At 57.8% G+C, this 24923-nt stretch carries 24 protein-coding genes; 8 read left to right on the top strand and 16 right to left on the bottom strand.

What is annotated here, in order from left to right:
• Positions 1–54 precede the first annotated feature (54 nt).
• From QMK54_RS10955 to QMK54_RS10940, 4 genes are read right to left on the bottom strand one after another with little or no spacing between them, the layout of a single operon-like run.
• Complete coding sequence (locus QMK54_RS10955) at positions 55–882, bottom strand: ABC transporter permease (RefSeq protein WP_154910135.1); 828 nt, start codon at positions 880–882, stop codon at positions 55–57.
• Positions 882–1802, bottom strand: a complete 921-nt coding sequence (locus QMK54_RS10950) for an ABC transporter permease (RefSeq protein ID WP_154910134.1) — start codon at positions 1800–1802, stop codon at positions 882–884. The genes QMK54_RS10955 and QMK54_RS10950 overlap by 1 nt, the downstream gene beginning before the upstream one ends.
• A 44-nt stretch (positions 1803–1846) precedes the next feature.
• Positions 1847–2941: an ABC transporter ATP-binding protein gene (locus QMK54_RS10945; protein WP_223593028.1), complete on the bottom strand. Its 1095-nt coding sequence runs from the start codon at positions 2939–2941 to the stop codon at positions 1847–1849.
• Positions 2942–3997 (bottom strand): ABC transporter substrate-binding protein, encoded by a 1056-nt coding sequence (locus QMK54_RS10940; RefSeq protein ID WP_154910133.1) that lies wholly within the window; start codon positions 3995–3997, stop codon positions 2942–2944.
• Between the two features lie 249 nt (positions 3998–4246).
• Between QMK54_RS10940 and QMK54_RS10935 the strand changes: the two genes are divergently transcribed.
• The 8 genes from QMK54_RS10935 (at position 4247) to QMK54_RS10900 (ending at position 12824) form a co-directional block, all read left to right on the top strand.
• Positions 4247–5626 (top strand): aspartate aminotransferase family protein, encoded by a 1380-nt coding sequence (locus QMK54_RS10935; protein ID WP_154910132.1) that lies wholly within the window; start codon positions 4247–4249, stop codon positions 5624–5626.
• Between the two features lie 65 nt (positions 5627–5691).
• A complete protein-coding gene (locus tag QMK54_RS10930; protein WP_154910131.1) occupies positions 5692–6225 on the top strand; it encodes a MarR family winged helix-turn-helix transcriptional regulator in 534 nt (177 codons plus the stop codon).
• A gap of 3 nt (positions 6226–6228) precedes the next feature.
• Complete coding sequence (locus QMK54_RS10925) at positions 6229–7194, top strand: NAD(P)H-dependent flavin oxidoreductase (RefSeq protein ID WP_154910130.1); 966 nt, start codon at positions 6229–6231, stop codon at positions 7192–7194.
• A gap of 14 nt (positions 7195–7208) precedes the next feature.
• The gene (locus QMK54_RS10920) at positions 7209–7955 is read left to right on the top strand and encodes an enoyl-CoA hydratase/isomerase family protein (RefSeq protein WP_154910129.1); all 747 of its coding nucleotides are present in this window, start codon (positions 7209–7211) and stop codon (positions 7953–7955) included.
• Positions 7952–9193, top strand: coding sequence for a CaiB/BaiF CoA transferase family protein (locus tag QMK54_RS10915; protein ID WP_154910128.1), 1242 nt, complete (start codon positions 7952–7954; stop codon positions 9191–9193). The genes QMK54_RS10920 and QMK54_RS10915 overlap by 4 nt, the downstream gene beginning before the upstream one ends.
• A 2-nt stretch (positions 9194–9195) precedes the next feature.
• Positions 9196–9948: an enoyl-CoA hydratase/isomerase family protein gene (locus tag QMK54_RS10910; RefSeq protein ID WP_154910127.1), complete on the top strand. Its 753-nt coding sequence runs from the start codon at positions 9196–9198 to the stop codon at positions 9946–9948.
• A 9-nt stretch (positions 9949–9957) separates the two neighbouring features.
• Positions 9958–11586 (top strand): AMP-binding protein, encoded by a 1629-nt coding sequence (locus tag QMK54_RS10905; protein ID WP_154910126.1) that lies wholly within the window; start codon positions 9958–9960, stop codon positions 11584–11586.
• A 401-nt stretch (positions 11587–11987) separates the two neighbouring features.
• A complete protein-coding gene (locus QMK54_RS10900; protein WP_154910125.1) occupies positions 11988–12824 on the top strand; it encodes a helix-turn-helix transcriptional regulator in 837 nt (278 codons plus the stop codon).
• A 52-nt stretch (positions 12825–12876) separates the two neighbouring features.
• Here the strand turns inward: QMK54_RS10900 and QMK54_RS10895 are convergent, their stop codons facing one another.
• The 12 genes from QMK54_RS10895 to QMK54_RS10835 all read right to left on the bottom strand — a co-directional run bounded on the left by QMK54_RS10895 (position 12877) and on the right by QMK54_RS10835 (position 24583).
• Positions 12877–13506, bottom strand: a complete 630-nt coding sequence (locus tag QMK54_RS10895; RefSeq protein ID WP_263597278.1) for a malonic semialdehyde reductase — start codon at positions 13504–13506, stop codon at positions 12877–12879.
• A 65-nt stretch (positions 13507–13571) separates the two neighbouring features.
• Positions 13572–14936 (bottom strand): aminotransferase class III-fold pyridoxal phosphate-dependent enzyme, encoded by a 1365-nt coding sequence (locus tag QMK54_RS10890; protein ID WP_154910124.1) that lies wholly within the window; start codon positions 14934–14936, stop codon positions 13572–13574.
• A 131-nt stretch (positions 14937–15067) separates the two neighbouring features.
• Positions 15068–16159: an ABC transporter ATP-binding protein gene (locus QMK54_RS10885; RefSeq protein ID WP_154910123.1), complete on the bottom strand. Its 1092-nt coding sequence runs from the start codon at positions 16157–16159 to the stop codon at positions 15068–15070.
• 57 nt (positions 16160–16216) lie between these two features.
• Positions 16217–17035, bottom strand: coding sequence for an ABC transporter permease (locus tag QMK54_RS10880; RefSeq protein ID WP_154910122.1), 819 nt, complete (start codon positions 17033–17035; stop codon positions 16217–16219).
• An 8-nt stretch (positions 17036–17043) separates the two neighbouring features.
• Positions 17044–18318 carry an ABC transporter permease gene (locus tag QMK54_RS10875; RefSeq protein ID WP_223593017.1) on the bottom strand — a complete coding sequence of 425 codons (1275 nt, stop codon included), beginning with the start codon at positions 18316–18318 and terminating at the stop codon, positions 17044–17046.
• The gene (locus QMK54_RS10870) at positions 18315–19352 is read right to left on the bottom strand and encodes an ABC transporter substrate-binding protein (RefSeq protein WP_154910121.1); all 1038 of its coding nucleotides are present in this window, start codon (positions 19350–19352) and stop codon (positions 18315–18317) included. Before QMK54_RS10870 ends, QMK54_RS10875 begins: the two co-directional genes overlap by 4 nt.
• A gap of 359 nt (positions 19353–19711) precedes the next feature.
• On the bottom strand, positions 19712–19993 hold the full coding sequence (locus tag QMK54_RS10860; protein ID WP_154910120.1) for a DUF2218 domain-containing protein: 282 nt from the start codon (positions 19991–19993) through the stop codon (positions 19712–19714).
• Between the two features lie 85 nt (positions 19994–20078).
• Entirely contained in the window at positions 20079–20627 is a 549-nt protein-coding gene (locus tag QMK54_RS10855; protein ID WP_320402478.1) for a VOC family protein, read from the bottom strand.
• Positions 20628–20661: 34 nt separating this feature from the next.
• Positions 20662–21648: a fumarylacetoacetate hydrolase family protein gene (locus QMK54_RS10850; RefSeq protein ID WP_154910118.1), complete on the bottom strand. Its 987-nt coding sequence runs from the start codon at positions 21646–21648 to the stop codon at positions 20662–20664.
• A 79-nt stretch (positions 21649–21727) separates the two neighbouring features.
• Entirely contained in the window at positions 21728–22114 is a 387-nt protein-coding gene (locus QMK54_RS10845) for a 5-carboxymethyl-2-hydroxymuconate isomerase (RefSeq protein WP_154910117.1), read from the bottom strand.
• A gap of 29 nt (positions 22115–22143) precedes the next feature.
• Positions 22144–23643: an aldehyde dehydrogenase family protein gene (locus tag QMK54_RS10840; protein WP_154910116.1), complete on the bottom strand. Its 1500-nt coding sequence runs from the start codon at positions 23641–23643 to the stop codon at positions 22144–22146.
• Between the two features lie 163 nt (positions 23644–23806).
• Complete coding sequence (locus QMK54_RS10835; protein WP_154910115.1) at positions 23807–24583, bottom strand: IclR family transcriptional regulator; 777 nt, start codon at positions 24581–24583, stop codon at positions 23807–23809.
• Positions 24584–24923 lie beyond the last annotated feature (340 nt).

Here is a 24923-nt window from a genome sequence, read left to right as displayed (position 1 = left end):
CAACGTCAACTGCCTATGTCTCCAAAGGGACATGTCGACAAGGCATGAACCGCATCAATGCTGCTGACGACGCTCCAGGCTCTTGATGTACTGCATCGCCACCAGTAGCAGGATCGACAGGACAATCATCAAGGTCGATACCGCGGCCACGGTCGGATCGATCTGATCGCGGATATTGGCGAACATCCGGCGGGGCAGCGTGGAGCTTTCGCCGCCGACAATGAACAGCGCAATGACCACCTCATCGAATGACGCGATGAAGGCAAACAGCGCGCCGGAACAGATCGATAGTCGCAGCTGCGGCAGCGTCACCGTCAGAAAGGCCCAGGGACGTGAAGCACCCAGGCTGCGTGCGGCCATTTCCTGATTCATGTCGAACCCCTGAAGACCATTGCCCACCGCAATCAGCACAAAAGGTATCGCCAGCACACTATGCGCCAGCACCAGGCCGGTGATGGAATTGTTCAGACCTGTACGCGAATAGACAAAAAACACACCCACCGCCACCAGAATGATTGGCACCAGCATCGGCAGCATCATCAGGCTATTGACCAGCTTCGCCGCGCCACCGCGTACTTGCGACAGGCCATAGGCTGCCAGCGTCCCCAATACCGTAGCGATGCAGGTCGACATCACCGCCACTTTCACCGTGACCCAGGTCGCCATCATCCATTCCGGCGATCCCAGATAAGCCTCGTACCACCGCAGGCTCCACTCCCGTGGCGGAAACTCCAGGTACTGCGAGGCGGAAAACGACATCGGGATCACAATCAGGCATGGAATGATCAAGAACAACAGGATCAACCCGACCAGGACGTATAACCAGAGCCGGTGTGCATGGGTAATCTGCGTCGGCGTCACCGCTTGATTGAGCTTGAACATCAGCCGTTCCTCCCTTGTTCGTTGAGCCCGAACAGTTTGCGCATGCCCCAGAGGATCAACACCGTGGCGACCAGCAAGGCCACTCCCAGTGCACTCGCGGCGCCCCAGTTACCGTACAGGGCAATGGTGTCGCTGATCTTCATCGACCACATCGACACCTTGCCACCGCCCAACAATGCCGGTGTCAGGTAAAAGCCCAGGCAAATCACAAAGACCAGCGTGATACCCGAAGCCAGTCCAGGCAGCGACAATCGCAGAAAGACCTGACGAAACGCCTGGGCCGGTGTGGCGCCACAATTGGCCGCTGCCGACATCAACAACGGATCAATGTTTTTCATCTTGTCGTAGAGCGGCAGCACCATGAACGGCAACATGACGTGGACCATGCCGATGACGGTTCCGAAGAAGTTGTTCACCAGCGCCAGTGGCTCATGGATCAGGCCCAGATCGAGCAACCAGTTATTGATGATCCCCTGGCGCTGCAACAACACCAACCAGGCGTAGGTACGAACCAGAATCGAAGTCCAGAACGGCAGCAATACGAAAGCCATGCAGATCTGGCTGGCGCGTTCGGGCAGTTGCGACAGCAGGTACGCCAGTGGATATCCCAGCAGCACGCAAATCAGCGTGACGCAGAACGCCATCTGAAAGGTAATGATGAAGCTGCTCAGGTACACAGGTCTTAGCAAACGCAGGTAATTGTCCAGGGTCAGCGCACCGCTGCTGTCGAAGGCCGACAACCAGAACAGCCACCCCAAGGGCACCGCCAACACCACGAACACCAGAATGAAGCCCGGCAACGTCAGGGAAAGCAGCGCCCAGCGTTCCTTGAGTTCGGCCATCGCCAGGCGATGGACCATCGGGTCTTCGCCTCCGATGGTAGCGCCGTCGGTGCGAGCGGAAAGACTGACTTGTTTCATGGGCGTGACCCTCTGGAGCTTTTGACGAGGGGGAAGATCGGCATTCATGCGCCCTCCGTCACCAGCAAGGTGTCCTCGGCATGCAGCCATAGCTGAGCCGCAGCACCGGGTGTCGGTACCGCGACATCACGAAAGCCCTTTTGATGGCGAGCCGTGAGCTCGCTACCGTCAGGTAACACCAGACCGACGTGATAACTGTCGCCCTGATACACCACGTCGCGTGCTACCGCATCGATCCGGTTCATCGCGCTGGCATCCGCCGGAGCCTGCCATTGCAGGCGCTCAGGTCGCACCATGAGCACTCGGCGCTGCGAATGTCTGAGCGCCGTGCCCAACGGCAGTTTCAGCGCCCGTCCCTGGAACAGGACGGCATCGCCACTCTCCTCCACGGGAAAAAAACAACTCTCGCCAATGAAACCCGCGACAAAACGATCAAGGGGGCGCTCGTAGAGTGCGTCCGGGGTATCCAGTTGCGCCAGTTTGCCCTTGTTCAACACCGCAATGCGATGGGAGAGCGTCAATGCTTCCTTCTGGTCGTGGGTGACATAAATCGTGGTCATCCCCAATCGGGCATGCAGGCGCTTGAGCTCAAGTTGCATGTGCTCGCGCAGGTTCTTGTCGAGTGCTGAAAGCGGCTCGTCCATCAGCATGATTTTCGGCTCGAACACCATGGCCCTGGCTAGCGCGACACGCTGACGCTGACCACCTGAAAGCTGATGAATGCCGCGCTCACCGAGATGGTCCATCTGCACCATTTCCAGGGAGGCCTTGACCCGACGGGTTCGCTCCGCACCGCTGACCTTGCGCAAACGCAAGGGATAAGCAACGTTTTCTGCAACGGTCATATGCGGGAACAGCGCATAGTTCTGAAACACCATGCCGATATCCCGTTTATGTGGCGGACAATCCAAAAACTCTACGCCATCGACCTTGATGCTTCCCGAGTCCGGGCGAATGAAGCCGGCCAGCACATTGAGCAAGGTCGTTTTCCCCGACCCTGAAGGGCCGAGAAGGGTAAGAAACTCACCAGGGTTGACGTCCAGGGATACATGATCGATCGCAGTAAATGATCCGTAACCTTTATAGACATCCCGAATCGCAATATTGCCTTGCATAACTCCGACCTCCAAAAAAACCAATTACCGTGCGATCAACTCTTTGTAGTCTTCCTGAACATCTGTGACATGGTCGCCCCACCAGCGAGGGTCCATCAGCGCCTGCTTGGCTCTGTTGTCGGGCGACATGTTGGAGCTGTTCAGTGCATCGGCCGGAACACCAGGTTGATCGAAAGCCAGGCTATTGGTCGGGCCGTAGTAGCCCATCATGGTCGGAATTCGGGCCTGAATCGGCGCAGATACGGAATTGGCAATCAGCTTCTGCGCCCCCGGCGCATTCCCGGCGCCCTTGAGGATGGCCATGCAGCCATAACCGAGCAGGCCATCTTCATAGGTATAGGCCACCGGTGCTTTGTCTTTCACCACAGAATCGACACGGCTGCTCCAGATCGCGATCAGATCGACCTCGCCATCCTTGATCAGTTGCGCGGATTGAGCACCGGAGGTCCACCAGACAGCGACGTAAGGTTTGATCTTTTCCAGCGAAGCGAGGCCACGCTTGATATCCAGGGGATAGAGTTGATCGCGCGGCACGCCATCGGCCAGCAAGGCCACTTCAAGCATTTCATCCGGTGCGACGGAAAGCGCACGACGACCTGGAAACTTCTTCACGTCCCAAAACTCTTTCCAGTTCTTCGGGCCGACCTTGAATTTGTCGGTGCGCCAGCCCATGACCACTGAATAGCTGTTGGTAGCGATCCAGTTCTTGTCCCGCGCCAGTTCAGGTATGCCTTTGGCATCGATCACGGAGTAGTCCAAGGGTTCGAGCATCCCCTGCTTGGACAATGCCGCACAGTCATTGGCGCCGATATGAATGGCATCCCAGGCGGGTTTGCCAGATTGCACTTGCAGTCGTACAGCCGGTTGTCCGTCATGCGACTCGGTCCGCAGCTTCAACCCAGCCTTCTCTGCCGCTGGCTTCCACAGCGTTGCAATCAATGCATCCTGCAGACCACCACCATAGCCTGCGACGGTCACTGTAGACGGATCGGCCGCCCAAACCTGCGGAGCGATCAACGCTGCGCCCGCAACCGCCAACACATGTCGCCTTACTGCTGAAAACTTCAGGGTGTCGAACATTTTCCATCTCCTGTTTCTAGCGCCCGCTGAGCGCTGACTTGTTATTAGGCAGAGATAAAGATCAAACCTTAGCGCAGCTTTCCATCAGCTCGACCGTGTCCCCGGTCGTTGCTCATCTTCCGTTTGAAGCACCAGAAGATAGTTGACAACATGAACCACATGATTCACATTGTCAACCATATTGAAGCCACCCCATCAACAACAATTGCACCCACGACGCAAGTCGCACGACCCGAACGGAGTACCGCCATGTCACGCTCATTACACGCCAGCGACATCGCTTTTCACATCCACAGCCAGACCAACCTGGCCAACCACGAAAAGGTCGGTCCGACCGTGATGGTCCGTGGTGAGGGCATCTACACCTGGGATGACCAAGGCAAGCAGTATCTGGACGCCATGTCGGGCATGTGGAGTGCCGCGCTGGGTTATAGCGAGACGCGCCTGGAAGAAGCCGCGTTGCGGCAAATGAAGCAACTGCCCTATCACCAGAACTTTGCGCACCGCTCGACCGAACCAGCGATCCAGTTGGCAGAACGCTTGATCTCGCTGGCACCGGTGCCAATGTCCAAAGTGTTGTTCGCTTGTTCAGGTTCTGAAGCCAACGACACCGCGATCAAACTGGTCTGGTACTACTGGAGCGCCATTGGCCAGCCACAACGTCGCAAAATCATCAGCCGTAATCGCGCTTATCACGGCACAACCATTGCCAGTGCCAGCCTCACCGGCCTTGCACACTTGCACCAGGACTTCGGCCTGCCGCTGCCCGGTTTCCTGCATGTCACCTGCCCCCACTACTACCGCGAGGGTCTGCCGGGTGAAAGCGAAGAAGCGTTCTCCACCCGCCTGGCAGCAGAGCTGGAAACCCTGATTGAGCGCGAAGGTGCCGATACGATTGGCGCATTTTTCGCCGAACCGCTGATGGGCACCGGAGGCGTGATCACCCCGCCCGCCGGCTATTTCGAAAAAATCCAACAGGTTCTCAAGCGCCACGACATCTTGCTGGTCGCCGACGAAGTCATCTGTGGCTTCGGTCGTACCGGCAATTGGTGGGGTTCGCAAACCTTCGGCCTGCAGCCAGACATGATTACCTGCGCCAAGGCACTCTCGGCGTCCTATCTGCCGATTTCCGCACTGCTGATTTCCGAGCCGGTGTATCAGGCGATGAAAAGCCAGAGCGAGAAAATCGGCATCTTCGGTCACGGCTTTACCTATGGCGGCCATCCGGTCCCGGCGGCCGTTGCACTGGAATGTTTGAATATCTATGAAGAGCGCCAACTCCCGGCGCACGCCCAGCAAGTCGGTGCACGCCTGGGTGCAGGCCTGCGCAAACTGGCCGACCATCCGCTGGTGGGCGAAGTACGCGGTGCCGGCCTGATGTGGGGCGTCGAGGTGGTGGCAGACAAAGCCAGCAAGGCCGCGTTCCCCAAAGAGTGGAAAGTCGGCTTGAGCGTGTCTCAGCAAACCGAAGCCAATGGTGTGACTGCCCGTTCGCTGAACGACAGCGTGGTGTTCGCACCACCGTTGATCATCACTGACAGCGAAGTCGACCTGGTGCTTGCAGCCTTCTCCAAGGGGCTGGATGGCAGTCTGGCGTTATTGCGCGAGCAATCACGCTTCAACGGTTGAGCTCAGGTCTGCACTCCCGAACAATGAGAGGCTAATTCCTTTCCCCAGATAGCCTTTGGTGCCTTATGAAAAAAACCACAGCAGCCGCCGCTCGAGAACCTGAAATCACTACGGATATGCGCGACCTGTTCTCTGTTCAGCTGCAGCGTCTGGCCGGCCTGTCGAGTCGTATCGCAGCGATGACCATTCCTCAGCATTTCGCCATTACGGTGCTTGAGTGGCGGACTCTGGCGATTCTCGATTACCTCGGCCAGGCGCCGCTGGTTCAAGTCGCCAAGCATGCCAGCGTGTTGAAAAGCCAGATGAGCAGGATCGTCACCAACCTGACCAAGCGAGAGTTGATCGAGCGTCAACCTAATCCGGAGGACGGGCGTAGTGCACTGCTCTGCCTGAGTGCGGAAGGCAAGGAGATGGTCGACCGAATTCTCGATGATTCCAACGAGCGGAACGAACGCATGTTGAGCGGCCTGTCGACTAGCGAGCTCAAGCAACTGCGTGAACTGATGCATCGCGTCTACAACAACAGCCTCGAGTACTACGGCGAACTCAAGAAAAACAATCCGTACAACCTGAGTCCGGAGAATGATGATGAGGAATGAAGCATGTCGATCGACACCCGCCTGACCCGGTTACTCGGCATCCGCTACCCGATCATTCAGGCAGGCATGAGTTGGGCATCCAGTTGCGCCGCCCTGCCCGCCGCCGTGTCCAATGCCGGTGGCCTGGGAGTGATCGCCGCAGGACCGATGCGTCTGGCCGACCTTGCCCAAACGCTCCGCCAGGTGCGTGAGCTGACCGACAAACCCTACGCGGTGAACATCCCGCTGTACCGCAAGGGCGCCGACGAAGTACTGGACTTGCTGGTGGCCGAACAAGTACCGGTCATCATTGCCAGCCAAGGTTCGCCGAAAGCTCACTTGCAACGCTTCAAGGACTACGGAGCGACCTGGCTTCACGTCGTCGCATTTGTCGAACATGCACGCAAGGCCGCTGCGGCCGGGGTCGATGGGCTGGTCGTCGTTGGCAGTGAAGCCGGTGGACATCCGCCGGCCAATGAAGTGAGCACGCTGGTCAACGTGCGGCGCGTGTTGCAGGAAGTCGACTGCCCCCTCGTAGCCGGCGGCGGAGTCGCCGACGGATATGGCATTGCCGCGCTGCTCGCCCTGGGTGCGGACGCCGTGCAGTTAGGCACACGCTTCATGCTGTCGGAGGAAGCATTCCTGCATCCCGCCTACAAGCAAAAAGTACTAGACGCCGACATCGACGACACCGTCCTGGTCGGTCGCGGCGCACTGCCGGTGCGCAGCGTGCGCAATGCCTTTACCGAACGCGTTGAACAGGCCGAGCGCGACGGCATGCCACAGGCTGCCCCCGACGCCTATGCCTCATTGCTGGCCTCGGCCAGTTTGAAACAAGCCTCATTCGACGGCGATGTCAGCAACGGCAAAGTCGAAGCCGGACAAAGTGCCGGGCTGATCCATCAACTGCTGCCCGCCGCAGCAATCATGCAATCACTCGTCGAAGAACTCGAACAGGCCCTCGCCCGCCTGCGCGCCATGCAGCCCTGACAGGAGCACTTTATATGACCGAACATCAGGTCGTTTTGCGTGAAACCCGGGATGGCGTACAGACGCTGACGCTCAACCGCCCGGACAAACTCAATGCCTTGAACTTCGCACTCACCGAGGGATTGGTCCAGGCCCTGAAGGATGCCGATGCCGACCCGTCTGTTCGAGTGGTGATCGTCACCGGTGCCGGCCGTGGTTTCTGTGCGGGGGCCGACACCCGAGAGTTCGAGGTGCTGACCCCGGACAATCAATCGCTGGTGGAACGTCGCGCTGCGCTGACCACCGAACTGCAAGGGCTGGTCAAGCAGATGAGTAAACCGGTGATCGCCGCCGTCAACGGTTACGCCATGGGTGGCGGTAGCGGGCTCGCCTTGTCTTGCGATCTGGCGCTGGCTGGCGAAAGCGCTCGGTTCGGTTATCCAGAGGTCAAGCACGGGATCGTCGCCGCAATTGTCATGGCCGGGCTGGTTGAACATGTCGGGCGTAAGGCTGCTTTTGATCTGGTCGCCACCGGTCGCACTCTGGATGCTCAGGAAGCTCGGCAACTGGGCATGATCAACCGGGTTGTGGCCGACGCCGACCTGCCTGGCGAGGCGCTAGCGTTGGCTCAGCAGATCGCCAGTCATCCGCTGCAGGCAATGCAGGCCACCAAGAGCATCTTCCACCGGGTCACCGAACTGCCCTTCAGCGAAGGTCTGAAGATCGGTCAGCAATTGAATGCCCAGATGCGTGCCTTTCGCCAAACGGAGGCGCCAGCATGAAACCCTTGGAAGGTGTAACGGTTGTGGAGTTGGCGCGCGTCCTGGCTTGCCCCTTTGCCGGGATGATTCTCGCTGAACTTGGCGCCCGGGTGATCAAGGTCGAACAACCCGTCGATGGTGACGAGACCCGAGGCTATGAGCCTTTTGTGCGTCAGGCTGACGACAACGTTGATTACCTCGACGAGGATGCACAGGCCGAAGCGCTGGGGCGTGAACGCAGTGCCTATTTCTATGCTTTCAATCGCAGTAAAGAATCGATCACGGTCAATCTGCGCACAATCGAAGGCCAGGAAATAGTCCGCAAACTGGCCGGCGAAGCCGACGTGATCCTGGAGAATTTCCCGGTCGGTACACTCAAGCGATACGGCCTGGACTGGCCAGTGCTCAAAGCACTCAACCCGCGCCTGCTTTACGTCTCCTGCACCGGGTTTGGCCAGACTGGACCATATGCCAGTCGCAAGGGTTACGACACCGTGTTTCAGGCCATGAGCGGAATCATGAGTCTCACCGGCGAGAAAGATGGCGGCCCGGTGAAACCCGGAATTCCGGTCTCAGACCTCAGCTCCGGGTTGTGGATCGCACTGGGCATCGTGTCCATGCTTCAGGGCAGGCAAAAAGAAGGCACGGGCGCCTACCTTGATTTCTCCATGCTGGACGGCCAAATCAGTCTGCTGGCCTTGGCGGCCGCCCGTTACTTTGCGCTGGATGAAGTGCCTGAGCGTCTCGGCACCGAGCACCCTGGCCGTGTCCCGTCGGCCAGTTTCCGATGTGCCGATGGCGGTTATGTACACATTACCGGGGCCGATCAGCACTGGCATCCACTCTGCGCTCTGCTTGGTCTGGAATCGTTGGGATCTGATCCGCGCCTGCAACACAACAGTGGCCGTGTATTGCACCGCGATGAAGTGATGGCGATGTTGACGGACGCCATCGCCCTGCTGACCCGAGATCAACTCTGCGCTGCCTGTGACGCGGCGGGTGTACCTGCCGGGCCGCTGAAAACCCTGGACGAGGTAGTCGTCGACCCGCACTTGCGTGCACGCGGTGTGTTTGCCGACTTCGAACATCCTGAGAGCGGGCGCTTCCCGGCCATTCAATTGCCATTTCAGTTCAATGGTTACGACAACCCCACGGCAAACCGCCCGCCTTTGCTGGGCGAACACACCGACAAAGTGCTGCAAGACCTTGGCTACAACTCGCAAGACATCAACGCCTTGCATCGCTCCGGAGCGGTATAAAAATGACTCAGCCCGATCTGACCACAGTTGCCTGCCTCACGGTGGCGCAAAACATCGCCACCCTGACCCTCAATCGCCCGCAGGCACGCAACGCCTTGAACACTCAACTGTGCCTTGAATTGCACCTGGCTATCCGGGAAGTCAACAAGCGCACCGATATTCACGTGCTGCTGGTGCGCGCCAATGGACCCGTGTTCTGTGCCGGTGCCGACCTCAAGGAACGCAAGGACATGGATGAAGACCAGATCCGCGCTCGACGCATCAAGGCCTTCGCCCTGTATGCCGCACTGGAAGACCTGACGATACCGGTGATTGCGGTAGTCCAGGGCCCGGCTGTGGGCTCCGGCTGCGAAATTGCCAGCGCCTGCGACTTCATCGTCGCCAGTGACCAAGCCAGCTTCCGCTACCCGGAGGCACGCTGGGGCACCGTCGGCGCCACACAACGGCTGCCACGCATCGTTGGCAGGCGCATCGCAAAAGAACTGATGTTCACCGGGCGTGAAGTCAGTGCCGAGGAAGCCAAGTCCATTGGCCTGGTCAATCAGGTGCTGCCTCACGCTGAGTTCGACAACTATGTCCATAGCTTGGCACGGGAGATCGCCTCGGCTCCCACTCATGCCATCCGCAGTGCCAAACGCACCATCGACAAGGGCGCCGATGACAGTCGCTTTGGCGCCCTGGCCCACGAGATCCTCGCCATCGAGGACAACCTGACCGAAGGCACCTGGCGTGCCGGCATGACATCTTTCGTCTGAGGAATCCCCATGACTGTATCGACTTCCCCGCTGCCCGGTCCCCTTTGGACAGTATTGAGTGACGTTGCCCGGCACTACCCCGACAACGACGCCTTGATTGCCGAAGACGGCCGCATGAGTTATCGCCAGCTTCTTGAGCAGGTAGATAACACGGCTCGCGCCATGCTCGGGCTGGGCCTGCAACGAGGCGAGCATATCGGCCTGCTGATGGGCAACTCCGTGCAATGGGCGGTGCTCTGGTACGCAGCGGCTTCGCTCGGTCTGGTGTGCGTACCGTTCAACACGCGCTTTCGCAGTGAGGAGCTCAGCTACGGCCTGGACCACGAAGATGTTCGCGCACTGTTCTGCGTTGATACCTTCCTCGACAAGATTGACTTCGTCGGCATGCTCGGGGATGTCGAACCGGCGATAAACACCACGCTGCCGGGGAACAATCTGCCGCTCTTGCAGCATCTGGTGGTATTTGGTCAACGCGTACCCCAAGCAGGATTGAGCGAGGCCGGCTTCCTTCAACTCGGCGCCGATGTCCAGCCCGCTGAATTGGCGGCAGCACGCACGCAGGTCGATCCCGACGATACGTTGTTGATCCAGTTCACCTCGGGAACCACCGCTTTTCCGAAAGGGGTCATGCTCAGCCATGCCTCGATGCTCGGGATTGCCAAATGTGTGGCCGTTCGCATGGGCGTGCGCCCGGAGGATCGATACTTCAGTCCACGGCCGTTCTATCATGTGGCCGGCAGCACCATGTCATTGTTGGTCGCGCTGGTTCACGGCGCCACCCTGGTCACCGCCGCGACGTTCGATCCGGCTCAGGCACTGGCGATCATGGAGCGCGAGCGGTGCACCTTGACCTCGGGCAACGACACCATGTTTCTGATGATGCTGGCCGAGTCCGGCTTCGGCACCCATCGTCTGTGCCTTCGCGGCGGCTGGGCGGCTGCCAGCCCGCAGATCCTCCATGACGTCGTCGAGAAGATGGGCGCGAAGGACATTTGCAATGCGTACGGCCTCTCGGAAGCTTCACCGAATCTGGTCTTTTCCGATTACCGTGAACCTCTGGATTTGCGTCTCAATGGTTCCATGACCACCCACAACGGTCTGGACATTCAGGTTCGAGACCCCGTAAGCGGTCAACCAGTGCCGCCAGACCAACCGGGTGAAATTTGCGCGCGCGGCTGGAGCCTGATGAAGGGCTACTACAAGCTGCCCGACCAGACAGCCGCCACCTTGCGCGAGGGCTGGCTGCATACCGGAGACCTTGGCACGCTGTCGGCGGACGGACGCTTGCTGTTCATCGGTCGACTCAAGGATATGTTCCGCGTCGGTGGCGAGAATGTTTCGCCACTGGAAGTCGAACAGGTGCTGCTCAAACACCCCGCTATCGAGTTAGCCCAAGTGATCGGCGTGCCCGACCCGCGACTGGGAGAAGTCCCTGCGGCCTATGTCACCCTCAAGCAGGGTGCCGTCGCCAGCAGCGAAGACTTGATCGCTTTCTGCAAAGCACGCTGTGCCAATTTCAAGGTGCCGCGCTACCTGTGCATTGTCGAAGACTTCGAAAGCATCGGCATGACCGGATCGAGCAAGATCCAGAAAAACCGATTGCGCGACTTTGCCATTCGCCAACTTGGGCTTACCTGAGTACGGCAGACCCTGAAAAGTGTTACCGATCGAGCAGCTTAAATGTTACCAGCCTGGACGCCCGCAAATGGAAAGTGTGGATCGTGCCAGGCCACCCCGAGTCCCCGCTATGCAGTGCCCGAATTGGGTGCAATAACACCCATAGTCAGTAGATCCCGGGGCAGCTTTCGCCCGCCATTGGCGGGCGTCACAGCCTGATCAGGGTTTTTCCCTGAAGCTGTCGCCATAAACAGGACAATTTGCCTGGAGCCTGCGCAGGAAGCTCGATTCGCGGCGTTCATGGCCTGGTTTATGCCTTCATTTCAAGAATGCGTGTATTGCGTCTGCACACTTGCATCAGCAATAACCACCCGGCCACATCCAGACAGAACAACAACAGTTCTGCATGAGGAGAACCCAGCATGATCCCCGGCATGAATGAAATGGCAAACCTGGTCGGCGGAATTGGCAACAACCATTTTTCGCAGGATTTCTTCAGTTTTTGCCACGACCAATTGAACGTGGACCAGTGCACCGTATTCAGCTTCGATCAACGGGGTAATCCTCACTGCCTCGTTGCCGAGGCGCTGCACAGCCAGGCCCGCAACGTGACTCGCACCCTCGCACAGGAATATACGGAGGGAGCCTTTCGGCGCGATCCGAATATCACCTTGGGGCAAACCGCCTTGACCCCGAATCAGCCGTTGCTGGTACGTTGCGTTTCACCCGCACATATCCGCGACCAGGGCTACCGTCGGCGCTTTTATCACGACGCACTGGTGCGCCAGGAACTCGCCTTGGTGACGTCAGTCGGTGACCGCACGCTTTACTGCAGTTTTTACCGCAGTGATGAGCAAAGAGACTTTGTTCATGAGGACAGTCTGCGGCTCGAGTATCTGGGCGGCTTCCTCGCGCAGACGTTGAGCAAGCACACGCAAATGCTAGAGCTCAGGCACCGCGAGGAAACACCAGAAACAAAACCGGCAGAATTGAGCCTGGAACGCAGGGAAAGAATGTATGAAGAGTTACGCAACACGTTGCTCAAGGCCGCTGGAGGCCTGACCCAACGCGAAGCGCAGATCTGCGCGTCCATCGCGCTGGGATATACCACCATGGGTATCGGTTTGAATCTCGGGATCTCAATAAATACCGTGGCGACCCATCGTAAACGGGCCTATGCCAAGCTTGGCATTTCCTGCCAGAACGAACTGTTCGCTCGTTATTACGACAACATGGATGGATCACGGAACCTGAACTGATCAAAGAATCAGTGCCCGCCCTCATCAGCGGGCACTGCCATCGCATCTCCCATCAAGCGAATGTACAAACCTCATCGAAAGACAGACGCGGCAAGCGTTGATGCAACTTGCTTGCATCGCCGTATCCAAGGTTGCAAAGGAAATTGCTGCGCACTGTACTACCGGCAAAAAATGCCTCATCTACTGCCTGACTATCGAATCCCGACATCGGCCCGCAATCCAGTCCCAACCCACGGGCAGCCAGCATCAACCAGGCCGCTTGCAGACAACTGTTGCGTAAAGCGCACTCTTCACTCGCCACGGGGTCGTTGCGAAACATATCGCGCACATCCGCATGCGGGAACAACCTGGGCAACTGCTGCCAGAAGTCCATGTCAAAGCCGATAATCACGGTCACTGGTGCACTCAGCACTTTTTCGACGTTGCCTGGGCTCAAACATGGTTGCAAGCGCTGCTTGCCAGCATCACTGGTAACGAACACCAACCTTGCGGGCATGCAATTAACTGAGGTCGGCGCAAACTGAGCCAACGCCCACAGCTCTTCGAGGAGCGACTGGCTGACAGGGCGCGCGTGCCAACCATTGTGGCTGCGCCCTTCACGAAACAGTAGATCGAGACTGGCGTCATCGAGGCTCGACAAACGTCGGCGAAGGTCATTCGCCATTTCCAGCGTTGAATTCATGGAAGCACTCACACTTGAGACAGACGAAAAATGACCAGCATCCGTAAATGCTGGTCGGCAGTGGCTTACCAGGGGTTGGCAACAAACGCGCGATCGAGCACTTCGACCACTTCGTCGACGTGTTCTTTAGTGAAGGTCAGCGGTGGCGAAATGATCAATTTGTTGACGATGGTGCGAATCATCACGCCATTGCTCACACAAGCCTCAGAGATGGCCAACGGATACGCATCAGCGGGGCCGAACGGTTCCTTGGTCGCACGATCCTTGACCAGTTCGACCGCCAGCATCAACCCTTTGCCTCGCACATCGCCGATGGCCCGGTGTTTCTCTTTCAGCGTCAGCAGCTTCTGCAGGAAATAGTCGCCAACCACTCGCGCGTTTTCTGCGAGATTTTCATCCAGCACAATATCGATCGCAGCGAGCGCTGCAGCGCATGAAACGGGGTGTCCGGAGTAGGTGTAGCCATGCATGTAAACCGAGGTAAAACCGGCATCTCGCTCCCAGGCACGGGCGACACGTGAATTGACCAGAGTTGCGCTCAGCGGCACGTAACCGCTGCTGATGCCTTTGGCCAGGCACATGATGTCCGGCTTGACGCCCCAACCACGGGAGCCGAACAACGAACCGCTGCGACCAAGGCCGGTAATCACCTCGTCAGCGATCAGCAGAATGTCGTACTTGTCGCAAATCTGGCGCAAGCGCGGCCAATAGGACGCAGGGGGCACGATGACGCCGCCGGCACCCTGGACCGGTTCGGCGATCAACGCGGCAATGGTGCCGGGGGCCTGCATTTCGATTTGCCGTTCGAGTATCTGCGCGCAGATCTCAGCAAGCTCTTCTGGATCGTTGGTGAAGGGGTTGCGGTACAGGTGCGGTGATTCAACCTGAAAAAAACCCGGCATCAAGGGTTCGTAGCTGCTTTTCCAGGCATTGCCGCCACACGCAGACATGCCGCCAAAATTAAGGCCGTGATAGCCGTTGTACAGCGAGATGAATTTGACCTTGTCGGGTTGTCCTTCGAGTTTCCAGTACTGTCGCGCGATCTTCAGTGCGCTTTCCACTGCATCGGAGCCACCCAGGCCAAACGATGCCTTGACCATGCCTTCCTCGGCGGCCACTTCCGTCAACTTCTGCGACAGTGCAATGGCCGGTGCGTTGGTGCTGCCCGGGAACAACGAATAGTAGGCCAGCTCCTCCATCTGCCTGGTCACTGCGTCAATGATTTCGCGACGACCATACCCGGCATTGACGCACCACAACCCACCCTGACAGTCGATGAAACGGCGCCCGTCGATGTCGGTAATGTGTACGCCCTTACCGGACTGGATAATCAACGGCCGGTTTTTATGCAGTGCTTTCGGATCTTGCATCGGGTGCATCAAGTGCACGGTGTTGTGTTCTTTGAGCCAGGCATTGTTGTTACTGTTCATGCTGCCACTCCAGGTCATTCATTTGGGAGAGGACACACAGCCGTGTGTGTTCCTTGAGCCTGAATCTAGGGTCTGATGCCTTCTGTGTATCTACCCTCAAGGGGTGAGCCATCAGCCAAAAAAGCTCTGTTTCAGACGCCAAGCGCATGGCAATCCTGCAGGTGCCAGCCGATCCTCACGCGGTGACCCGGCAAGGTGGGAACCAGCCCTTGAACATTGGGAATCTTGATGATGAAGTCATCGTGCCCACAGAACCTGACGCGGGTACGCAGATGGTCACCGTGGTAGATCACTTCGCAAACGTCTGCCTCAAAGTTGTTGCTCAGTTCAATCCCCGGCTCGAGAAAGCTGACCCGCTCTGGACGCAGCGCCAGGCAACAACGCTGCCCGGTCTTCAGTCCGGGTGAGCTCATGGCGTTGATCTGTTGACCGGTATCCATGGCAATGACGCAGCGCTCGCCCTGCATGCTCTGAACGATGCCCTTGAGTTGATTGTTCTCGCCGATGAACTGCGCAACGAAGGCGTTCGCGGGGCGTTCGTAAAGATCGCCCGGACTGGCCAGTTGCTGGATCACACCATCGTTAAAGACCGCTACTCGATCAGACATGGTCAATGCCTCGCCCTGATCGTGTGTGACATAGACCATGGTGATACCCAGTTGGCTGTGCAAACGCTTGATCTCATACTGCATCTGTTCGCGCAGTTGTTTGTCCAACGCCCCCAGCGGCTCGTCCATCAGCACCAGCTTGGGCTCGAAGATCAATGCACGTGCCACTGCCACTCGCTGTTGCTGACCACCGGAGAGTTGAGCCGGCTTACGTGTCGCCAGGTGCTGCAGGTGCACCATCTCCAGGGCACGCCCTACCCGGCTGCGAATTTCGGCCTTATCCAGACGCTGGACCTGCAAGGGAAACGCCAGGTTGTCGGCGATGCTCATGTGCGGGAACAAGGCATAGTTCTGGAACACCATGCCGATGTTGCGTTTATGCGTCGCTATACGGCTGATCGGTTGACCGTCCAGATAGATCTCCCCTTCGCTGGCGGTTTCAAAACCGGCGAGCATCATCAGGCAGGTGGTTTTACCTGAACCTGAGGGGCCGAGCAGCGTCATGAACTCGCCTTCGCGGATATTCAGATTGAGATTCTTGACCACCAGGTTTTGGCCGTCATAGCTTTTTTTCACGCCAGCGAACCTGACGTAGGCATCATTATTCTTCGACATGAGATCACACGCTCTCGGGTGAATTGCAGGGTGGCCGCGAACCTGTCGCAACCAGAATCAAGCCTTGGAAACCGCACTGTCCCCCGCCATGCGCACGGCATAGCGTTGCAACCAGCCAAGGGTCAGCAGAAAGAGGGTCGACAACAGCGTGAGCAGGAACGCCACGGCGGTGATAGATGGGCTGAGGTTTTCGCGCACGCCGGAAAACATCTCTCGGGGCAAAGTGCGCTGCTCCGGTCCCGACAGCAGCAATGACACCACCACCTCATCGAACGAAGTGGCAAAGGCGAACACCGCACCGCTGGCCACGCCTGGAAGAATCAGCGGCAAGGTGATTCGGTAAAACGTACGGATCGGACCGGCGCCGAGGCTCGCTGCCGCCCGCAGCAAACCTCGATCAAGCCCTTGCAGCGTGGCGTTGACCGCGATCAGTACGAAAGGCGTCGCCAAGGCGGTATGCGCCAGCACCATACCGAGGTAAGTGCTGGCCAATCCGAGCGTGGAGAACAGAAAGTAGATGCCGACGGCCGTGATCACCGTGGGCACGATCATTGGCGACAACAGCACCGCCATCAACAGGGCCTTCATGCGAAAGTCCGCAAGATTGAGTCCCAGCGCAGCCAGCGTACCGAGCACCGTTGCCAGGCCCATACTGGCGACCCCGATCATCAAACTGTTCTTGAGTGCAAACAGCCATTGAGGCGAGTCAAACACCTGCTGATACCAGCGCAATGACAAGCCATCCAATGGATAGCTGAGAAAGCTGCCACCGTTGAAAGACAACGGAATGATCACCAGGATGGGCGCCATCAGAAACACCAGCACCACCCACGCTGCGCAGCGGTTGAAATAGCGCCAAAACAGAGTGCTTTGCATACGTTCTCCTAACGACCGATTCGCTGTACGCCAACCAGGCCGACATAAACCCGATAAAGCACCAGCGTTGCGATGAGCAGGACCATGCCCAACCCCGCCGCCAAGCCCCAATTGATGGTGCCGCTGGTGTAAAAGGCGATGTAGTAACTGATCAATTGATCATTCGGACCGCCAATCAACACAGGTGTGATGTAGTAGCCAAGGGCAAGAATGAACACCAGCAACGAACCCGCTGCGATACCCGGCAGCAATTGCGGCAAGTACACCCTGCGATAAGCCATGACCGGGCCGGCGCCGAGCGACACTGCCGCGCGCATTTGTGCAGCTGGGACCGCGCGCATGGCGCCATACAGTGGCAGGATCATGTAGGGCAACAAGACATGACTGAGCGCCACCAGCACGCCGGTGCGGTTGTAAAGCATGTGCAGCGGATTCTCGATCACACCCAGGGTTTGCAGAAGATTGTTGATCAGGCCATTGCCCTGCAGCACAACCACCCACGCCATGGTTCGGACCAGTACCGAGGTCCAGAAAGGCAGGAGCACCAGCAACATGATGATCGCGCCCATGCGCGGTGGTGCAGAGGCCATGTATTGCGCCACCGGGAACGCCAGCAACAACGTGATCAAGGTCACGGATAACGAAATACCGAACGTGCGCGCGAGAATGTCCAGATAGTTCGATTGCTCCGCGTCAACCCGGGCAATCTGGCCTTGCGTGTCGCGCTTAAGGTCCAGTGCCGTCAGTAAATAAAGGCTGGTGACCGGCCCACGGGCACGCTCGATGGCAGTCCAGGGCTCCAATTGGCTCCATTGCGGATCGGCCGCCAGCAAACGCTGCTGGCCGTTGCCGCTGCCCGCCTGGACAGTCGACAACTTGCGCGCGCTATTGCTGATCAGGTTTCGCAACCCCGGCGTGTCATAGTTGAGACGCCGCGCGATAGTGCCGACCGTTTTGTCCTCCTGGGCCTGACGCAAATCGGCCACCAGCGCTTCATACGCTGCGTCAGAGGGCAAAGACCGCTGGTCCCACGCCTGCAAGGCTGACAATGTGCGCGGCAGCAACGTGGCGGTTTCCCGGTCATCCACCGCCAGTTTGAGCATGCCGCTCAACGGCAGGATGAAAGTGCCCAACAGGAACAGGAACAACGGGGCGATCAGCAGCAATGCCATGCACTGGCGTCGGCGCAATTGAGGGCAGCTTTTGCGCAACGCCCAGGCGCCCGATTCGGCAGCGCCAGCCATCACCCCGGAGGTGGCATTGCGCGAGTTCACGACCGTCATTTCGCCGACCATGCAGAGAATCGCTCGGTCAGTGAGTCAATGTTTTCCAGCCAATACTCGGCATTGAAGGGAACAGACTTGGCCAGGGTCTCGGGCGAGCTCGGCAACTGGGCCTGAATATCGGCTGGAATCAACTGATTGGCGTCTTTATTCGCCACCCCATAGCGTATTTTCAGCGGGAATCGCGCCTGATTCTGGGCATCACCGAAATATTTGAGGAAGCGGTAAGCATCGTCCTGGTTCTTGCTGCCTTTGAGCAGTACCCAGGAATCGACCATAAATATCCCGCCATTCCAGACCACTTTGAAGTTGCGCTTGTCTGACTCATTGGCGGCAAATACACGGCCGTTGTAAGTCGTGGTCATGACCACTTCGCCGGAGCCGAGCAGTTGCATCGGCTGGTTGCCAGCCGACCACCAGATCACGTTCGGCTTGAGCTGCTCAAGCTTGGTAAAGGCACGATCGACACCTTGTGGAGTACTTAGCACGGAGTAGACCTGATCAGGTGCTACGCCATCGGCCAACAGTGCGAATTCCAGGTTCATTTTTGGCCCCTGACGCAGTGCCCGCTTGCCAGGAAATTTCTTCACGTCCCAAAAGTCAGCCCAGGATTGAGGACCGTCCTTCAGCACGTTGCCATCGTAGGCAATCACGATGCTGTATACGTTGGCGCCCAAGCCGCATTCGCTCGCGGCCCCAGGGATAAATTGCGAAGGTTTGGCTATACGGGAAAAATCCAGCGGCTGATACAGCCCCTCTTCACAGCCCAGCACCATCTCTTCGGGCTCGACCTGGACCAAATCCCATCCGGAGTCGCCGGCCATGATCTTTGAACGCAAGATACCGATGCCCCCATCCCAACTGTCTTCATGAATTTTCAACCCTTCGGCCCGCAGGGGATCGAAGAACACTTCACGCTGCGCATCCTGAAAGATGCCCCCCCAGGACACCAGGGTGACCTGAGCCGAAGCATTGCTGGCCAGTACAACCCCGGCCAATAAACCGCAGACACTCAAAGAAAACTTGTGGTTCATGGACGTAACCTCAGTGCAGGCAGTCGGAAATATCGGAATGTTGTTTTCACCGACTCGCTAGAACTGAAAACTACGCTCACGCGGCTCATCTAACGTCACCTTGAAGGGTGACGCTCAGCGCTTCAAATTCGCCTGCTGTGCAAAAAGGTTCTTCACGCAATCCTGGGAAACATGGAAACAAGAACACCGATCCTGTTGGAGCGAGCATGCTCGCGATGGTCTTCAACGATAACGCTGGGGACCTGACACCCCGCGGCGCTCTCGGGTTCTTCGCGAGCCTGCTCGCTCCTACAGAGGAAAAAGCCCCCCCAAAAAAAAGGGCGCCTATTGAGGCGCCCGTCGGGTTGGCTATCAAAAAATCAGCGTTGCCAACTGATGCTCAGAAGCTCCTCACCGGCCATCCGTTGCAGGTGATCAGCCACCACCGGCTCCAGTTCATCCAGTTGCGTAACGTCAGGGGCATGAAGGGTGATAAGCAGGCCATCGTCATTGATCTCCAGCAGGCAACGAGACGGGTCAAAAAAAATATCGCCCCGTGTCTCATCGAAACTGACGATGAACTTATGACTCCAGTGGCGGCAAAGACGGGTCAGGCAGCGGGTTGCCAAGGGCGTGCTGACTTGGGCGCGGGACATCAACATGGAAAAACTCCTCAATGAGCAAAGCCCCTTGCGCACAATGGCTGAAGGGGCCTGCCAATCTTACAAAAGTGCCATGGGTTTGAGACTAGCGGCTGTAACCGTGAGTCGCGCCGAAAATGAGCTCTCGTTCGGACCAGTTATGACGCCCGTCCCAATGCATCAATATCGCCTGGGCCTCACGTTCGTATGCCTCATCCATTTCCGGGGTCGAGGTGTGTACTCCCAGCTCTAGGCGATGCCCCGAAGGGTCAAAAAAGTAGATCGAAAGCAGAAAGTCATCATGACTGACCGGACCCAACACATTGACGCCCTTGGACTCCAGATCAATCTTGGCCTGCAGCAAGGTTTCGACATCCTTGACCCGAAAAGCGAAATGCTGGACCCAGCCCGGCGTTTCGGGATCACGCCCGGAAAGCGCCCCAGGGTCGTTGGGAAGTTCAAAAAAGGCGATGCAGCTGCCGTCTTCCATCTGGAAAAAAATATGGATGTGCGGGCTGTAGGCGCCCGTTGACGGGACATGGTCTTCGCCCATCGCGTGAATGAATTTCAGTCCGAGAACGTTTGTGTAGAACTCGACAGTTTCCCGGGCATCTTTACAACGGAAGGCGGCGTGATGAAGACTTTTACAGAGCATGCGGAGCTCCCTATTCAGTATTTAGATGTCTGGATCAGTTGATTTTGCGCTGTGCAACAACCTGATCGATGGGCCCGAAAACCGATTGCCCGTGGCGGTCAAAGTGCTCGATCCTGACCCGCTCGCCGAACTTCAACAGCGAGGTCGAGGCTTGCCCTGTCTTGATGGTTTCCAGCGCTCGCCACTCACCGATACAACCGCAGCCGACACTGTCATCTTCATTGGAAACCGTGCCCAGCCCGACCAGAGTGCCGGGCTCGAAGTCCCGGGTTTGAGCCACATGAGCAATCATGTGGCCGTAGTGGAAAGGCGTGTCGATACCGGTTTCGATATCACCGAAAAGCGCTCCGCGAACCCAGCACTTCATTTTCCCGGACACCAGTTTGCCGTCCCACAACTCCCCTAATTCATCGGGAGTCACAGCGATTGGCCCCAGGGTGGACGCCGATTTGCTGGTAACAAAACCGAAGGTGCGTTTGAGTTCGGCGGGAATCAGGGCACGCAACGAAACGTCATTGAGCAGCACAAACAAGCGAATGTAGCTCGTCGCATTCTCTGGCGAGACGCCCATGGGTACATCGCCGGTGACAGCGGCAATCTCCGCTTCAAAGTCAATGCCCATACCATCGTCTGGCAAGCGGATAGGATCATTCCAGGCCATGAAGCCGTGGGAAATACCCTGATAGACGAGCGGTTTTTCCAGCAGGTCTGCGGGCAAGGTCTCGCCACGCGCGGCGCGATTGCGCTGAATATGGCTGAGGTAACAGGCTCCATCCAGATACTGATAACTGCGTGGCAGTGGCGCGCCCAACACCGTCATATCAAGGGCAAAAGCCCCTTCGACCTGACCGTTATTCAACCCGTCATACAACTCGCGCAACGGCGCTTCCAGTGAGTCCCAGTGGTCCAGTGCGAACTGTAGAGTGGGCGCTCTCGCACCCACGATGACTGCCAGCTTCAGGTCGCGACTAACCACTAACAGTTGGCCATCGCGCCCGGATTTCAGTGACGCAAGCTTCATGATTCTAACTCCAGACATTGAAAAGGCAGCCCTTCCCGATTCACTCGGGGCAGGCAGAGTTCAACCGCGCACTCTCACCTCAGGGATGCTCGAACAGCGCGTGCAAATTGTTTGAGTTGAAGAACGAACCTGGATGAAACAGCCCCACTTCCATCGACAACGCCAGAAAGCGACGCGCCTGCAGATCAGCAAAATGCGCCTCAAGCGTGGCGAAAATGCGTTGCCCGATCTCCTCACGCACAGCCTGCGGGCGGGTGGCACTGAGCTTGAGTTCGACATGAACTCCGGCGTAATCGCCCAAGCCATCGGCAAAGCAATAATGCTCGATGCGCCTTGCCCGACTGCGGATACCGCCGGTGGGAAACTGTTGCATGGCGATCAGTTGGCGATGAACGTTGGCGAACAACCTATCGAGGTCCAGTTCGTGCTCCAGATTGGCGCTGTACTCGACAATGAAATGCGGCATAGGCAAACCTCCGACAGAGCCCGGACTGATCAGGAAACCCGAACCAGTACGGTTTTGCTCTCCAGATAGCCATCAAGGCCTTCTCGGCCAAGATCACGGCCAAATCCGGATTGCTTGGTCCCGCCTTCCGGCAGCGCCGGATAAGGGAAGCCTTCGGTATTGACCGATACCTTGCCGCACTTGAGCAAAGGAATAAGCCGATGAACGCGACTCAAGTCGCGACTCCAGACACTGGCTGCCAAACCGTACGCCGTGTCATTGGCAAGCACCGCCGCTTCTTCGAGATCATCGAATGGCAATACAGCGAGGACCGGGCCGAAAATTTCTTGCTGCACCAGGTCATCCCCTTGCTTGATACCCGCGAGAACCGCAGGCGCCGCAAAGAAGCCCGCGCCTTGTGGGTCGCGCCCTTGTGTCACCAGGCTAGCGCCGCCCTGCACTGCCCGTTGTACGTAGCCTTGCACTCTTTCGAGTTGACGAGCGTTGATCAATGGCCCCATCTGGCTGCCCGCATTGAGACCAGCGCCGAGCTGCAGGCTGTCGGCCTGTCGAGCGACACCCTCCAAGACCTGTTCATACACTCGTCGTTGCACGTACAAACGCGCACCAGCCACACAGATCTGCCCGGAGTTGGTGAAAATCGCATTGGCAGCGCCACTGATGGCCTGCGCAAGATCCGCGTCATCGAACACAATCGTTGGCGATTTTCCACCCAGCTCGAGGGTGACTTTCTTCAAGCTGTCAGTGGCCAGACGATTGATGTACTTGCCAGTCTCGGTGGATCCGGTGAAGGAGATCTTCGCCACCAAGGGATGCCGTACCAGCGCTTCACCGGCCTCGACGCCATAGCCTGTCACGATATTGACCACGCCGTTGGGAAAGCCGGCTTGCTGAATCAGATCGGCCAGAATCAATGCCGTCAGTGAGGCATCTTCAGCCGGTTTCAGTACCACCGTACAACCCGCCGCCAGCGCTGGCGCAAGCTTCCAGATCGCCATCATCAACGGTACGTTCCACGGCACGATGGCACCGACCACCCCCACCGCTTCACGGGCGGTGAAGGCGAAAAACTGACTACCGGGAAACGGCATCTTCACATCGACCGTATCGCCGACAATCTTTGAAGGCCAGCCGGCCATATAGCGCAGAACACCCGCGGCGCCGCCCACGTTGATTTCGGCAAACCCCAACGGCATGCCGTTATCGACGCTTTCGACCTGAGCCAGAAGTGCCATGTTGGCTTCGATCAAATCGGCAAGGCGCAAGATCAGGCGTTCACGATCCAGTGCTGCAAGTCCGCGCCAGGAAGGATGATTGAAGGCGCGATGAGCAGCCTGCACGGCGCCGTCTATATCTGCGGCACTTCCTGCGCCAATGGCGCTGATCTGTTGACCACTGGAAGGATCGAGCACTGCAATGCTGGCGGCGGGCGACTGCCATTGCCCATCGATGAAGTGACCATGTGTACGCTCGAGAAATACGCGAGCTTCGGGGCTCAGGCGTGAAAAATCGTTGCTGTCGATCGCCATGACTCAGGCTTCCTGTTACCCCAGGGGGCATTGAACATGACCCCATAGTAGGAAGCAGTGGAAGATCGGCCTATACCCGTCCAAGGTGACCCCGGCGCCAGCTCGCCAGTGAGTTCGTGTACATGACGCACGTCGACGAATCGACAGCTAAAGGCTTCGTCCTTCAAAACTCGCCTTTGAACCCCAGATTCCATGACGCACGCAACGCGGCTTTTTTCAACGCCCGAACCTGCTCAGGATCCAGTTCACGGGAAATATTCTGCACGGTCGCCACCAGCGCCACCGTGCCGATAAATTCCTCGTTGATGCCTAATATCGGTGCAGCGATAGCGGAAATGCCCAGGGTTTCTTCCTCGGTGGCAGATGCCCACCCTTGAGACCTGGCTTCGGCGACCTGACGCGCCAGGACGGCGCGGTCGGTCACCGTATTGACCGTGATGGCGGGCAACTCGCCCGGCAGTTGATCCATGCTCAATTGCTTGGCGAAAGCCAAAGCCACCTTGCCCTGAGCATTGCAATGCAGTTGCAGTTCAGTGCCGATACGCACACCGATTTCAAGCGTGGATTTGCCCAACAGCGTTTCCACCACCATTAAACGGCGCGCTTGCAGCACCGACAGGACCACCGTCAATCCCAACTCGTCGCGCAGATCTCGAATGGCGTCAGCGGAGGCACTCAACAGGTCGATCCCGCTGGCCGCCACCTGCCCGAGTACATAGGCCTGGATGCCCAGTCGATACTTTGAGGTCTGCGGGTTTTGACTCAAGTAACCGCGTTCTACCAGGGTCTTCAGGTGCCTGAATACCGAGCCTTTAGTCGTTCCCAGCTGTACGGCCAGCTCGCTGACCCCGACCTCCTCCCCCGCGCTTGCCACCCGCTCAAGCACGTCAAGGGCGAGCTGCACCGATCTGACCCCACCTTTCCCTGCATCGTCGCTCATGTTTGATTCCGTCCACCCAATTCATCGAAGCCAGAGTCGAGCTGGCAGGCTTTGTGCTGTAAATCAAAAAAGCACCGTGTTCGCGTAGGCGAAACGATACAACTCTATATGTCCCAGCAACAACCCTGAGCCCATGAATATTCGTCGCACTGGGTATACCCGCGCTCCGTTCAACACAATCGCAACATAAGCCACTGATTTACATATAAATGCCATTTCCCTTAACAAAAACAGTTCAATTGTTTTTCTCTCAGCGAAATAGTATTGCTAACAGCGACACACAAAACATTTGACGACTAACGCCAATAGTCGTAAAAATGAAACCACGTACCGCATACGC

It is taken from the genome of Pseudomonas sp. P5_109 (assembly GCF_034009455.1).
In the GTDB taxonomy this organism is placed as follows: domain Bacteria; phylum Pseudomonadota; class Gammaproteobacteria; order Pseudomonadales; family Pseudomonadaceae; genus Aquipseudomonas.
The sequence above is the reverse complement of the archived record's forward strand: the minus strand, read 5'-3'. Positions and strand labels throughout refer to the sequence as shown.

Coding starts and splice junctions, on each gene's coding strand:
- QMK54_RS10955 (WP_154910135.1), bottom strand. CDS start 882: ATGTTCAAGCTCAATCAAGCGGTGACGCCGACGCAGATTACCCATGCA.
- QMK54_RS10950 (WP_154910134.1), bottom strand. CDS start 1,802: ATGAAACAAGTCAGTCTTTCCGCTCGCACCGACGGCGCTACCATCGGA.
- QMK54_RS10940 (WP_154910133.1), bottom strand. CDS start 3,997: ATGTTCGACACCCTGAAGTTTTCAGCAGTAAGGCGACATGTGTTGGCG.
- QMK54_RS10935 (WP_154910132.1), top strand. CDS start 4,247: ATGTCACGCTCATTACACGCCAGCGACATCGCTTTTCACATCCACAGC.
- QMK54_RS10930 (WP_154910131.1), top strand. CDS start 5,692: ATGAAAAAAACCACAGCAGCCGCCGCTCGAGAACCTGAAATCACTACG.
- QMK54_RS10925 (WP_154910130.1), top strand. CDS start 6,229: ATGTCGATCGACACCCGCCTGACCCGGTTACTCGGCATCCGCTACCCG.
- QMK54_RS10920 (WP_154910129.1), top strand. CDS start 7,209: ATGACCGAACATCAGGTCGTTTTGCGTGAAACCCGGGATGGCGTACAG.
- QMK54_RS10915 (WP_154910128.1), top strand. CDS start 7,952: ATGAAACCCTTGGAAGGTGTAACGGTTGTGGAGTTGGCGCGCGTCCTG.
- QMK54_RS10910 (WP_154910127.1), top strand. CDS start 9,196: ATGACTCAGCCCGATCTGACCACAGTTGCCTGCCTCACGGTGGCGCAA.
- QMK54_RS10905 (WP_154910126.1), top strand. CDS start 9,958: ATGACTGTATCGACTTCCCCGCTGCCCGGTCCCCTTTGGACAGTATTG.
- QMK54_RS10900 (WP_154910125.1), top strand. CDS start 11,988: ATGATCCCCGGCATGAATGAAATGGCAAACCTGGTCGGCGGAATTGGC.
- QMK54_RS10895 (WP_263597278.1), bottom strand. CDS start 13,506: ATGAATTCAACGCTGGAAATGGCGAATGACCTTCGCCGACGTTTGTCG.
- QMK54_RS10890 (WP_154910124.1), bottom strand. CDS start 14,936: ATGAACAGTAACAACAATGCCTGGCTCAAAGAACACAACACCGTGCAC.
- QMK54_RS10885 (WP_154910123.1), bottom strand. CDS start 16,159: ATGTCGAAGAATAATGATGCCTACGTCAGGTTCGCTGGCGTGAAAAAA.
- QMK54_RS10880 (WP_154910122.1), bottom strand. CDS start 17,035: ATGCAAAGCACTCTGTTTTGGCGCTATTTCAACCGCTGCGCAGCGTGG.
- QMK54_RS10875 (WP_223593017.1), bottom strand. CDS start 18,318: ATGACGGTCGTGAACTCGCGCAATGCCACCTCCGGGGTGATGGCTGGC.
- QMK54_RS10870 (WP_154910121.1), bottom strand. CDS start 19,352: ATGAACCACAAGTTTTCTTTGAGTGTCTGCGGTTTATTGGCCGGGGTT.
- QMK54_RS10860 (WP_154910120.1), bottom strand. CDS start 19,993: ATGTTGATGTCCCGCGCCCAAGTCAGCACGCCCTTGGCAACCCGCTGC.
- QMK54_RS10855 (WP_320402478.1), bottom strand. CDS start 20,627: ATGCTCTGTAAAAGTCTTCATCACGCCGCCTTCCGTTGTAAAGATGCC.
- QMK54_RS10850 (WP_154910118.1), bottom strand. CDS start 21,648: ATGAAGCTTGCGTCACTGAAATCCGGGCGCGATGGCCAACTGTTAGTG.
- QMK54_RS10845 (WP_154910117.1), bottom strand. CDS start 22,114: ATGCCGCATTTCATTGTCGAGTACAGCGCCAATCTGGAGCACGAACTG.
- QMK54_RS10840 (WP_154910116.1), bottom strand. CDS start 23,643: ATGGCGATCGACAGCAACGATTTTTCACGCCTGAGCCCCGAAGCTCGC.
- QMK54_RS10835 (WP_154910115.1), bottom strand. CDS start 24,583: ATGAGCGACGATGCAGGGAAAGGTGGGGTCAGATCGGTGCAGCTCGCC.